Origin of the sequence: Bacteroides sp., assembly GCA_036351255.1 — a bacterium.
GTDB lineage: Bacteria > Bacteroidota > Bacteroidia > Bacteroidales > UBA7960 > UBA7960.
Genome location: JAZBOS010000087.1, coordinates 93,031 through 105,907, shown reverse-complemented (window position 1 = coordinate 105,907; position 12,877 = coordinate 93,031). Strand labels below are relative to the sequence as shown.

Sequence of the window (12,877 nt, the reverse complement as noted above, 5' to 3'; positions counted from 1 at the left end):
GGTGATTGGTGAAAGGACCGTTCCGTTGGCATCGGGCAAAAAGCTGCGCATCACGTGATGAAAATCTTTCTCACCATTGGATCCCGGAGGTGTGTCAAATTGCACCAGATCCTCAGTTATTGTTACCAGCAATGTGTTTGCATTGTTTTCTGGGAAGCTCGCAAAGGCTTCCAGGCTGACGCTGGCGTGCAGTACATCGTTTTCAACAGAATAGCTGCCTTCCATTTCAAAGGCTGCGAATTTGTCCTTTTCCAGCGCCATCAGTTCGTGACTTACCTCGAAACTGCCCCCGAAAAAAGTACTCCCAATGGCCGCCACTGGGGTATAGCTGACGCCATACAACATTTTGCGAGTGGTTTGGTCCTTGGGATTAAACGCATACAGTGGGCTGCCTTCATAGGCCAGCGGGTGATAATAGATCATGACATATTCCTCAGGCTGACCTTCTACGATCTCCAGCAAAACTGGTGCCACAAGTGCGCAACTACCGCAGTTAATGCTTGAAAAACTTTCGAGCAGGGCCAGTTGACGTGCAGGCAGAGATTCGTAAATGGTGATTTCACGGGTCAGGGTATCACTGGAGGCCTCTTCTTCGGGCGCACCATTCAACCCGGTAAACCAAACCTTAATGGAATAATCTCCCGTAACTTCAGGCAACCAGTGAGTTTCAGCCTGGTAATAAAAGGGGATGTGGGGATTCAGTCCGATCTCCTCAAAAAATGTGGTATGCACTTCTCCGTCGCCCACCTGGTAATGCAAAAATGCCGACAGGAAAACGTCCTGACCTGTGTATGCCACCTGTCCCCTGATGAGGTAAGGATGTCCCGTGACGCTGTATGGTCCGCCGAAAAAACGGTCCTGGCGGATAAGAAGCTCCCTGGACGGGCCCGAATGGCCCGCCAGGTAGATGGTAGAAAAGAGAATGATGAAGAATATTCTGAATGAACGAATTCGCATTATTCAGGTTTTGGTTAACGAACGATGGAGATCTTCTTCATCATCCGGCCCTCATTGCTTCGGATCTCAAGGAAATATACCCCAACCGGCAATGAAGAAACATCCATTCGGAACTGTGAGCTTGTGCCGGTTTTTTCCACGATAAGGTTTCCGCGCATATCCAGCAGACGCAGTTCCGTGTGGCCTTCCACCGGGAAACGTACCTGGAGATACTCACTTGCAGGGTTTGGATAAACTACGAAATCTTTCAAAGCAGGGTTATCAACATCCACTGTTGAAAGGGTGGTGAAAGTGATTTCAACAGGTTCACTTAAAAACATAAAGGGAGAATACTCGCTCACAGGATTTACTTTAACATAATACAGTTGTTCTTCTGAAAGCGGATCATTTGGCTGGAGGCTAATCTCGGTTTTTTCTTCATTGATGATGGCGGTGAATTCAACGGTTGCTCCGTTGGCATCCGTTTCATTCAAATGAAGGATATCAGAAATGTTTTCAGCGGTGATCTCGCTTCCATCTGTGTGATGAACAGGCTGGTCAAATGAAATGATAATTTCGGGTTCAAGAGAAACGTTGGTTTCTCCTTCTTCCAGGTTAACCATTACCTGGGGATGGGTAGGCATTACCGTGTTTCCGGCCTGGTAGATTTCTTTGGTGCTATGGTTTTGCACAAAGATCACCACTTTCAGATCTTCCATTTGCTCAACATGGGTGACTGACATATCGAAATCGTGCGAAATAGTATAAGGCTCCAGCTCGTTCAGGTTGGCGGTGGTTCCGCTGGCATCGGGCAGCATTTTCATCATCACGTGCTTAAAGGACGTTTCACCATTGCTTCCCGCGTTTCCGGTTGTAGTACCCTCAATGACTACCACGTGAATGGTGATATTGGGAAAATCAGCATAGGGCAAAATGGTAGCTTCCACCATGATGTTGTCTAATTCCACCGCGTGATAACCTTCAATGGCCATGTAGGCTGGCAGGGTTTTGGCATTCTGGAATGCCGTATTTACTGCCGTGGAAGAAGTGCTGACCTGTTTTCCCTCGATGATCAGGTAAGGTACGGCATTCACCCCGTAGTATGCCCGCCTCACGCCCCCTTCCTCGGTATAATAGGGGTCTCCGGGTGATGGCCAGCTCATCTGATATTTGATCAGGGCGAGCTCACCCTGATTTTGCTGGGTAAAGTTGTTGAAAAAGCTGCCATTAAAGCTGGCGCAGGGTCCGCAAGTAGAGCTGGTGAAAGATTCGAACAGTGGCAGACGCTGGACTTCCTGGTGAGCCACGTGTACAAGCATCGAATATTCATTGTTTATTACATTATCGTCCAATGTTTCACCATTGATATTCGAAAGGGTTACGGTGAGGGTGTGTGTTCCCGATTCCAGATCCATCATACTGGTGCTTTCAAAATTTATGCTTTCGTTGTATTCCAGCGAAAGATCCGTATAGCTTTGCGTTTCAACGGGGCCATCATCCACCTTCCAGTTCAGGTCGAAGGAAGTGATTTCCTCGAGCCCCAGGCCGGTAACCGTGCCTGTTACAGCGGTTGCCCCCATAAAATGAGTGGGAACGCTGAGCTTAGTAATACCCAGATCGAAATCATCGGGGACGATCAGCTGAACATCGTCGATATACCAATAGTTGATGTTATAACTATTGCCTGAGAAAAAGAACGAGAACTGCAGGTCGTTGGCACCAAGCATTTCCCCATCGGTGATCTGGATGGCCTTGGTTTGGGCCGGAATGCTGCCGCTAACCGTTTGCGACCAAAGCACTGACCAGGCTCCATTCTTGGTGCGGGCGGCTAACCCGATTTGGTAATTGCCGCTGTAATTGTCGACCATCTGCTTGAACGATAAAACCATCATGGTAGCTGCACTTGCCGACACATCAATGGTTTGGGTGGTCAGGCGCGTTTCTCCGTTAAATTGGGGAGACCAGTTTAATCGGACCTCAGGGGCAGTCCCTCCGGCATTGGTGGTATTAACAGCCGACCAATTGCCTGCCTGTGCACTTATTGTCCATCCCTCCGGGGGGAAAGTGCCGCTAAAATCCTGACTGAATAATACACTTTGGGCCTGAACACCCAATGCCAGCATGAAAACAAAACATAGGGTAAAGAATTTCTTCATGATTAAGGAATTTGGTTTGGGATTAGTGGGCCGAAAATAATTAATTTTTTTGGGGTGATAACCATTCTGGCCGGATTAAAATATATAAAAAGGTAATTTTGTTTATGCTCGCTCAAAGGATTTCCAAAAACTTGCCCTTAAGCCTGATAAATTTGTTTTTTTATAAAAACAGGTGTTTTCTACGGTATGATTTTTGCAATAAACGTCGGAAAACACCATTGCCTGCCAAGGCAATTATGACTATTTTTGTATTGTAAATCAAAGTTCCAGAAGATAAGGAGTTCTTATGAAGCACATATTACTATTCTTTTTCCTGTTTGTTGGTCTTGTCTCTTCAGGGTTTTCGGAGGGCTTGGTGTTAAAGGATGCCGATGGCAACGACATCACCAACGGGACCCTTACGGTCCACGGGAGCCCCAGCGCCAATTACATCAGGGGGCAGGTTTTCCTCCATAATGATACGGAATCCAGTTTGGAAATCTGGGCCAGAAAAATTGAAGAAGAGGTGATTCCCAGCACCTTCAATACCTTTTGCTGGTCTGACTTTTGCTACGACAACTCTGTTTTTGAGTCACAGGGGGCTTTGACCCTCGATGCCGGTGCTACTTCTGTTGCAAGCGATTTTTACGGGCAGTATTTCCCTGAAGGTTATTCCGGAACCACTATCATTGAATATGAATTCTTCAGTCGTAGTGAAGCATTCGAGACGGTCAGCGTTACGGTTCATTACACGGCTGATGCCACCAGCGCCTCCGGCCCCATGTTGCGCCAAACCCGTATCTCCGATCCCCGTCCCAACCCGGCTCGCGATTTTACCCTGTTCGATTACCAACTGCCTCCCGACACCCGCAACGCCAAACTTATCGTTCGTAACCTTACCGGATCAGTGGTAATGGACATTTCCCTTGACCCCTCAGGAAGCCGGTTGCGTATCGAAACCAATGATTTGAGCAATGGCATTTTCCTTTACTCATTTGTAGTCAACGACCAGGTTATTCTTACAAAAAAATTGGTGGTAAGCCGCTAGAATAAAAAAACGAAAGAAAAGGCCGTTTGTCTGAACGGCTTTTTTTATTTTTACTCCTTTAGGGGCATTTGCCCCTGGATTTTTTTAATTTGGTTTAATAAATTGGAAAACGGCATGAAAAAATTTACTTGTTTAATGCTGATATGCCTGCTGGGCATCTTAACGGCTCAGGCCCAGGAGAGTAAACCAGGAGTCCCTCCCAGTTTTTCCTGGCCCAGCGAGCGCCAGGAACTCACCTTTGAAACCATGGCACCTGTGAATGCTGCCAAACTGCTCGAAGAAGACCTGATCTTCGACACCATTAAAGATATACCCTGGCGTTTCGGCACACCCATATATACCGATATGAGCCTCGATAATTCAGGATCATGGTATGTTTACGAGAATGGTGACAGGGTCTGGCGCCTGGGGATCAAATCTGCGGGAGCCTATGCTCTCACCCTAATCTTCGACCGTTATATCCTGCCTGAAGGTACTGAATTATATGTCTACAATACTGATCGTTCAAGAGTGACCGGGGCCTTTACCGATTACAACAACCAGGACGACCATTATTTTGCCACTACCCTTATTGAGGGCGATGAACTGATAGTTGAATATTTCGAACCGCATGGCGTGGCTTTCCCGGGTGAGCTTAAGATCGAAAGCGTAAATCATGCCTATCGTGATCCTTTAACCTATGTGAAAGCCTTTGGGCAATCGGGCTGGTGTAACCTCAATGTGGCCTGTCCTGAATCCGAAGGCTGGGAAGAGCAGATCCGCTCTGTGGCTTTGATGCTGGTCAGTGGTTCTGCCTGGTGTACAGGGGCCCTGATCAACAATACCTCAAACGATGGAACCCCACTGATGCTTACCGCCAACCATTGTTATCAGAACCCCGGCAGCCTTGTGTTCTGGTTCAACTGGCAGAGCGCCACTTGCGCCAACCCTCCCACGCCACCCCCTTACGATGCTGTAGGTAACCTGGTACATCGCGCAAGGAACTCCGCCTCCGACTTCTGGCTCCTCGAGTTTAGCAACCCTATCCCTGAATCTGTCAATCCTTTTTTTTCCGGATGGAATCGCGACCTTTCCTCGACCATCGATGAAACCATTATCGGCATTCATCACCCCAGTGGCGACATTAAGAAATTCAGTTATGCTGAGGGTGGCGTTCAGGCCTCTTCATACCTGGGATCACCCGGTTCGGGAACCACGCACTGGAGAATTACCTGGAGTGGTGGTACAACCACCGAGGGTGGCTCTTCAGGTTCCCCCATATTTGATGCTGGAGGACGCATCATTGGCCAACTTCATGGCGGGTATGCAGCTTGCGGAAACACCCAGCCCGATTGGTACGGACGCCTGGGCGTGTCTTGGACTGGCGGCGGATCGGCAACTACAAGGCTCAGTGACTGGCTCGACCCACTCGGCACCAATGCCACAGCCATTGATGGCTACGACCCTTTCGGAGAAGTGGTTCCCGAAGTGACCGACTTTAATGCGGTTGGCGTTGACACCGATGCCGTTCAGCTTAACTGGATCCTGAATGAAAATCAGAATCCTGTCCTGCTGGCTTACAACACCAGCGACGACTTTGGCCTGCCCAATGGAGAATATTTTGTGGGACAGGAAATGCCCGGCGGTGGTACCATCCTTTTTATTGGCGAGGCCGAAGCTTTCCTGCACGATAACCTTGATTTTGGAACAATCTATTTTTATAAAATCTGGTCGCGCAGCGAAACCGGAAAATATTCTGATGGGATAAGCGCCGAAACGGCCACGCTTTGTCCTCTAATCGATGAGCTGCCTTTCACGGAAGGATTCAATGATGGCGAAATGCCTGTTTGCTGGGAACAGCTTTTTGTGGAAGGAACCCTTGCCTGGCAAACCGGTTTAGGTAACGGATCGGGAATGCCCCTCGCAGCCTATGAAGGCAGTGAAAATGCTTTTATTAAAGCTACAGCAGCCGGTGATTATGGAAACATCACTCACCTGGTCACCCCAACCATCAACTTTGCTGATCTGGAATTGGGCGAACTTAGCTTTTTCTATGCCAATGCTGCAAACGAAGAACTACAGGACACCCTGCATGTGCTATACAGGCTCAACCCTGAAGCGGATTGGATCTTGCTGGCTTCGTATTTCGATGATGTCTCGGAATGGACCCAGGCAGTAATTGAATTACCTGAGTTGTCGGCCAGCCTGCAGATTGCCTTTGAAGGAAAGGTTACAGGAGGCCAGGGTATAGCCCTTGACCTGGTGAAAATAGCCGGCTATTATGATGCAGAATTTCCCGCCCCTGCAAACCTGACGGCTACCGTTAGCAATGAAAGCGATGCGGCCTTGCTGTGGGAAGCCCCCACCCTGACCGAAGCAAGCGCCACCCTTCAGGGCTACCGCATTTACCGCGATGGCAGCCCGGTGGCATCCCTGTTTGACGCTGCCCAACTGAGCTTTATCGACCCTGGTCTTTCTGTCGGAACTTATGTTTACGAGGTGACTGCCCTGTATCAGGACCCCAGTGGTGAATCAATGCCATCCAACCCGGCAGATGTGACCGTTGAACCAGCGGCCATCCAGTATCAACTGGTCATCATCATCCAGGGCAACGGAAACACCAATCCTGCCCTGGGCTCTCATACCTATAATGAAGGCAGCCAGGTGATCCTGTCCGCTACCGCTGCCCCCAATAACCATTTCGTCCAATGGATCGAGGATGGTGAACTCATTTCCGACCAGGAGGTATTCACCATTACCATGAATGCCAACCGAACCATAACCGCTGTCTTTGACCTCAACCAATACCAGGTCGGTCTGATGTCAGTGCCTGAAGGCATAGGCGTTCAAACGGGTGCAGGTACTTATGAACACGGGCAGGTGGCCAGCATCAACACCACACAGCCTTACGGATATACCTTCGTTCACTGGAAAGAAGGCAATACGATTTATTCAACCAACCCCTCATTTGAGGCCATTATTACCACTGACCGCGAATTCACGGCATATTTTGAGGTGAACCAGTATGAGGTGACCCTGGCGGCCGATCCCGAAGAAGGCGGCCTGGTAAGCGGAGGCGGTACCTTTGATTTCGGTACCGAGATCACCGTAACAGCCGAACCGGCCGAAGGCCATGATTTTGGCGGCTGGCGTGTTGACGGACAATTGGTGTCGAATCAGCTCAGTTACACCTTCACGGTGGAAGAGGACCTTGACCTGGTGGCCCGGTTCAACATTCGCACCTACCAGATCAGCCTGTCCATCACCCCCCAGGGCTCAGGGGTAACCACCGGTGCTGGTACCTATCCCTATGGTTCTACGGCTACCGTCTCATCGGCCATCTATGCCGGATTCCAGTTTGTCGGCTGGCAGGAAAACGGTGATATTGTTTCAACCAATAACCCCTATAGTTTTGAGGTATTCGAAGACAGGAGCCTGAAGGCTGTCCTTGAATCCACCGCCAAAACCCTTGTGCTTGCGGTTGACGGGATGGGTACCACCTATCCAGGACCCGGAACCTATACCCATAGCCTCAATGCTACGGTTGGCGTCACCGCTGTGGCAAATGCCGGCTGGCATTTCGTGGAATGGAACGTCAACGGAACCATCATTACCGATCGTGAAATTGATATCGTGATGACCGACGACATCACCGCCACCGCTTTCTTCCTGGAGTCTGTATCGACCAATGACCTGACAAATGAAGACGGGTTCAGGGTTTATCCACAGCCGGCACGCGATCAGTTGATCGTTGAATGGAGCCGCCAAGCCGGTCCCGCTGCCATTGAAATCTACAACCTGGGAGGCCAGCGAATCCTTTTCGTAAGCGAAGAGGCTGTTCAGCAAGGCCAGCATCAGACAACCCTCGATGTCAGCGCCTTGAAGAAGGGCTTTTACCTGCTCAGGATCACCAGCCAGGGTAATGCTTTTGTCCGTAAGATCGTGATCCAGTAAGTTTTTTTCTGAAAGGTTTTAAAGGCTGCCTTGCTTTTGCAGGGCAGCCTTCTTTTTTTTTCAGGGTTTATGGCAAAGAAGCAGTGAAACCAAGTGCTGTTCATAATCAATTTTGAATTGGAATTGAATCGTAGTTCAGGCAGGTTTCAGCCGCTTTAAAACGGCTGAAACCTGCCTGAACTACGATTCAACTTATTCTATGTTATTACTGTGCAATTGGGATGTTTTCTCTATGCTACCAATCATAATACAAGTTATAATAGCGGTGCCTGCCCATTTCTTTAGCTGAAAAGTGTAATTTTATTTCGCAGAAAAAGGCAATAGAAAAGCATTTTACTTTATGGCTGAAATCGTTTTCATATTGGTGGCTCCGGTCCGTGAAGAGAATATCGGGGCGTCGGCACGTGCGCTGAAGACAATGGGATTTGAGCGGTTGCGGCTGGTGGCTCCGCAATGCGATCACCTGGGAGCGCGGGCACGTGCCACGGCCCACGGCTCGAACGATGTCCTCGAGCAGGGGCAGGTCTTTGAAACCCTTGCTGAGGCCCGTGCTGACCTATCGCTTTTAATTGGCTCAGCCGCCAAGAAACGTAACGTGGCAGAAGACTATCATCGGGTGGAAGACTTGCCGGAGATCATTCTTCAGAAAGGCGAACTGGTGAAGCTGGTGGGCATCGTCTTCGGGCGCGAGGAGTCAGGTCTTACCAACGATGAACTGGCCCTGTGCGATCTGCTTTCTACCATCCCGATGAAACGCAAATACCCTTCGCTCAACCTGGGGCAGGCCGTGATGGTGTATGCCACTTACCTCTCGAAACTCAGCCTGGACTATGCCCGCAAAAAAAGCCGCAGCGCTGGCGACACAGAACTGCAGGTGGTGAAGCAAAAGGCCATGCAAGTGCTTGGCGATGTGGGCATGGATCCCGAAGGCAATATTTATCCCCGTATCATGGAGCGTTTGATGCTAATGGGCAAGGACGACCTGAACCTGTTTCATTCGTTCTGTAAATTCTATTTAAAGAAATACCACAACCGGCTGAAATAGGTCTCTTACGAAAGGATCTTCTTCCCCAGGCTGATCATGATAAGCCTGACCCTTCGTCCGAACAGTAAGGCTGAAGCCAGGCATATCAGCGAGAAGGCGAATACGGTGGCCGGCACACTCAGGTAATCGGCAATGGCACCGGCGGCAAGGCTTCCCAAGGGGGTGATGCCCAGGAAAGTGAGGCTGTAAAGGGAAACAATACGGCCGCGTTTATCCTCTTCAGCAATGCTTTGGAGGAGGGTATTGGTTCCGTTGAAGTGCACTATCATGCCAAAGCCAGTGACCACCAGGGCCAGCATGGAAAGCAGCCGGAAAGGGGAAAGGGCGAAGACTGCCAGCCCTAAGGAGAAAATGACGGAGGTATAAAAGGTGAGGGCGGGAATCTTCATCATAGCCTTTCGCGAAGCCAGGAAGAGTGCGCCTGAGAGGGCTCCTGCACCCAATGAACCGGTAAGGAATCCCAGCATCTGGGCGTCACCCTTCAGGATCTCAGCCGCAAATACAGGCATCAGCGCCTGGAAAGGCAGCCCGAAAAAACTGCTGAACATTAGCAATATCAACAGATAACGAAGCGAACGCAAGTGCCAGGCATAGCGTAACCCCTCCACCAGCTGAAAGAGGATAGAACCCGAATGTTGTCGCTTCCTTACCTTTTCAATTTTGACGGCAAGCAAACCTGCAATGACGCCTGAAAAGGTTAACCCGTTAATCATGAAACACCAGCCTTCGCCCACCAGGGTAATGAGGAGGCCTCCGATGGGAGGGCCAATGAAGCGGGCAAGGTTGTAAAGGGAGGAATTCAGGGCAATGGCATTGCCGAGGTCTTGGGGTTGGGTAATGATATCGGGGACAAAGGCGTGGCGGAAGGGCGAGTCGAAAGCCAGGATGATGCCGTTAAGGGCGGCAATGGCGAGGATCCAGGGAACAGTAATGCGGTCGGTCAGCACCATCCAGGCCAGGAAAAATGCAGTTATCATGGCCAGGACTTGCATGAAAATGATAACCCGCTTCCGGTCCCAGCGATCGGCCAGCACCCCGGCAAAGGGTGTGATAAACAGGGAGGGGATTTGCTGGGCAAAAACCACCGTTCCCAGCAGCAGGGCTGAGCCCGTCAGGCGATACACCAGCCAGCTCATGGCAATGTTCTGGACCCAGGTGCCTATGAGCGAGATACTTTGTCCGAAAAAATAATAACGGTAATTGCGGTACTTTAGCCCCCTGAACATATTTTTCAGGGAGTTGGGGCTGATCCGGTGAATACCGCGAAAAAATTGCATGGCGGAGGCGTTTGCAACGTTTGGCAAACTTACAAAAATAGACCAAAGAACGGTGATGCAAAAACCTCCCTGAGCAAATTATTATTCAGCCCTGATGGCATCTACAGGATTCTGCCTGGCTGCCCTAAGGGTGTGATAGCTTACTGTGAGAATGGCAACAATCAGGGCCAAAATCGTGGCATAAAGGATTGGCCAAAGGTTCATGGTCGTTCTGTAAGGAAAGCCTTGAAGCCATTTATCCATAAGGAACCAAATCAAGGGCGCTGATAGGATGGAGGAAATGAGAACCAATACCAGGAACTCCCTGTAAAACAACAGGAGGATGCTTTTCCCTGATGAACCAAGCACTTTGCGAATACCAACTTCCTTTTTGCGCTGTTCGGTGAGGTAGGAAGAAAGCCCAAACAAGCCCAGAAACGAGATAAAAATACATACCAGGGCAAAGATACCGAAGATAATCCCTTGTCTTTTTTCAGCACTGAATTGTTGGCTAAACCCTTGTGTGAGGGGGAATATGTTGGGCAAACGTGAGGAATCGAATTCTCTTAGGGTCGTTTCGAGAAAGTCCATGGTTTCCTCCTCTTTCCCGGTTAAATGCTCAACGATCAAACAGCGGTAATAAACTGGTTCGGGCGGCAATAAAAGCATCAGTGGTTCAATGGGCCGGTCGAGGGTTACACTATGGAAATCTTCAAAAACCCCCACCACGGTGAACCTGGAACTTAAGGAGTCCGAAGCACCAAATTGCCATTCAATGGCTTTCCCCAAGGGTTCTTCATGCCATCCAAACGTTTTGACGGCAGCTTCATTGATAATCACTGAGTTTTGGGCGTCCGCCCGCAGTTCCTTTTCAAAGCCCCGTCCTTGCTTTAGCTGGACCTTCATCAGGTCGAGAAACTCGTGATCAATAAAGTTCGTTCCTATGACGGTTTCTGTCATTTCCGTTCCCGACTGGACCTTCACGGCGTTAACATTATGCCCCTGTGCAGGTGCAAACGCCAACTTGGTCGTCCCGGTAATATTCGGATTTTGCCTGATGAGCGCTTCAAGGGTTTCAACTCCTTGCCGCTGTTCTGCACTTTGAAGTGTTATTACCAGTTTGTTGTTGGGGTTGAAACCCAAAGGTTTTTCCTGAAGGTAATCCAATTGTTTTCTGACGGTCAGTGTCCCAGCCACCAGGATGATGGAAATGGCGAACTGGAATATGACCAGAATCTTTCGGAATAGTCCTGAACCCCCTTTTTTAAAGTTTATGCTTTTCAGAATGGTCACGGGTTCCATGCTGCTTAAGAAAAAAGCAGGATAAATCCCGGAAAGGATTCCTGTTAAAAAGGTGATAAGGAGGATCTGGAGGATGATCTTACCCTGGAAGACATTTCCCAGGGTGAAGGACTTGTCGGCCAAAGTATTGAATCCCGAGAGCAAAATCTCTACCAATAACAGGGAAAGAATCAATGAAATAAGAGCCACCAATAAAGATTCGGAAAGAAACTGAACGATCATTTGTTGGCGGGTTGCCCCGGTTACCTTTCGCATAGCGATTTCCCTTGCGCGCTGCGAGGCACGAGCTGTGGCCAAATTGGTATAATTCACAGCTGCAATGACAATCAGGAAAAGCGCTACAATTGAAAAGATCAGCAGAGTAGTTTTACTGACGGGGTCAGGGGCATAGGTCACCTGTGTCAAATGGGTTTCACGCAAAGGAACGGCTACAAATTCGGCGCTGGCCCCAAATTGGCTGCCTGCTGGTTCAACGTATTTCTTGTTGAAAGCTTCCATATTCCCCAAAATGGATTCAATACTATTTCCGGGATGAAGGAGGATATAAGTAAAATTGCCATTGATGCTCCACCAAAGATCAGAATCCAAGGAATAAAATCGCTGATGTTCAGACTGATTGATGGTCAGCAGGGCATTCAATTTCACTGTTGCATTGTCAGGAAAGTCTTCAATAACTCCTGTTACCTGGAAATTCCGCTGATTGATTAACAGTTGCTTCCCGACAGGGTTTTCCTGACCAAAATACTTTTTACTCAGGGATTCGGTCAACACCAGGGTATTGGGCTCTGTGAGAGCGCCTTCCGCCTGGCCGTGAATAAACCTATGGGTAAACACCTCAAAGAATGTGGTATCGACCAGTGCAAAATCATCCTCTAGGAATTCCCGGTCTTCAACTTTTACCAGGACATCCTCCTGGCCGAATATCCGGCAGTATTCTTCCACCTGGCTGAATTCAAGCTTAAGGGCCGGACCCAAGGGGAAAGGGGTGATGGCTAAATGATTAAAACTTCCTCCAACCTGATACTTTCCGTCCAGGCGGTAAATTCGCTCAAATTTCTCATGGAAGGTATCATATGAAAGCTCGTGGTTCAGATACAGGATGATGAGCGTTGCACCTGTAATCCCTACCGAAAGACAAAAGATGTTGATAAGGGTATATAGCTTGGAGCGCACCATATTTCTCCAGGCACTTATCAGGAAGTTTTTTAACATGACCAGAAAG

Annotated in this window: 7 protein-coding genes; 3 read left to right on the top strand and 4 right to left on the bottom strand. The window is 49.1% G+C overall.

What is annotated here, in order from left to right; translation table 11 throughout:
• Together V2I46_08345 and V2I46_08340 are read right to left on the bottom strand one after the other, a co-directional pair.
• Positions 1-957: hypothetical protein (locus V2I46_08345; protein MEE4177505.1), on the bottom strand; the 957-nt coding region annotated here is incomplete at its 3' end.
• Between the two features lie 14 nt (positions 958-971).
• Positions 972-3,092: a T9SS type A sorting domain-containing protein gene (locus V2I46_08340; GenBank protein MEE4177504.1), complete on the bottom strand. Its 2,121-nt coding sequence runs from the start codon at positions 3,090-3,092 to the stop codon at positions 972-974.
• Between the two features lie 286 nt (positions 3,093-3,378).
• Between V2I46_08340 and V2I46_08335 the strand changes: the two genes are divergently transcribed.
• From V2I46_08335 to V2I46_08325, 3 genes are all read left to right on the top strand, one after another.
• Positions 3,379-4,119, top strand: a complete 741-nt coding sequence (locus V2I46_08335; GenBank protein ID MEE4177503.1) for a hypothetical protein — start codon at positions 3,379-3,381, stop codon at positions 4,117-4,119.
• Positions 4,120-4,233: 114 nt separating this feature from the next.
• Positions 4,234-8,052, top strand: a complete 3,819-nt coding sequence (locus V2I46_08330) for a T9SS type A sorting domain-containing protein (GenBank protein ID MEE4177502.1) — start codon at positions 4,234-4,236, stop codon at positions 8,050-8,052.
• Positions 8,053-8,392: 340 nt separating this feature from the next.
• Entirely contained in the window at positions 8,393-9,097 is a 705-nt protein-coding gene (locus V2I46_08325) for a tRNA/rRNA methyltransferase (GenBank protein ID MEE4177501.1), read from the top strand.
• Between the two features lie 5 nt (positions 9,098-9,102).
• Here the strand turns inward: V2I46_08325 and V2I46_08320 are convergent, their stop codons facing one another.
• Positions 9,103-10,374, bottom strand: coding sequence for an MFS transporter (locus tag V2I46_08320; protein MEE4177500.1), 1,272 nt, complete (start codon positions 10,372-10,374; stop codon positions 9,103-9,105).
• A gap of 81 nt (positions 10,375-10,455) precedes the next feature.
• The gene (locus tag V2I46_08315) at positions 10,456-12,867 is read right to left on the bottom strand and encodes an FtsX-like permease family protein (GenBank protein ID MEE4177499.1); all 2,412 of its coding nucleotides are present in this window, start codon (positions 12,865-12,867) and stop codon (positions 10,456-10,458) included.
• Positions 12,868-12,877 lie beyond the last annotated feature (10 nt).

Excerpts from the sequence above, each read along its gene's own strand:
- V2I46_08335 (MEE4177503.1), top strand. The coding sequence starts at position 3,379 with ATGAAGCACATATTACTATTCTTTTTCCTGTTTGTTGGTCTTGTCTCT.
- V2I46_08330 (MEE4177502.1), top strand. The coding sequence starts at position 4,234 with ATGAAAAAATTTACTTGTTTAATGCTGATATGCCTGCTGGGCATCTTA.
- V2I46_08325 (MEE4177501.1), top strand. The coding sequence starts at position 8,393 with ATGGCTGAAATCGTTTTCATATTGGTGGCTCCGGTCCGTGAAGAGAAT.
- V2I46_08315 (MEE4177499.1), bottom strand. The coding sequence starts at position 12,867 with ATGTTAAAAAACTTCCTGATAAGTGCCTGGAGAAATATGGTGCGCTCC.
- V2I46_08320 (MEE4177500.1), bottom strand. The coding sequence starts at position 10,374 with ATGCAATTTTTTCGCGGTATTCACCGGATCAGCCCCAACTCCCTGAAA.
- V2I46_08340 (MEE4177504.1), bottom strand. The coding sequence starts at position 3,092 with ATGAAGAAATTCTTTACCCTATGTTTTGTTTTCATGCTGGCATTGGGT.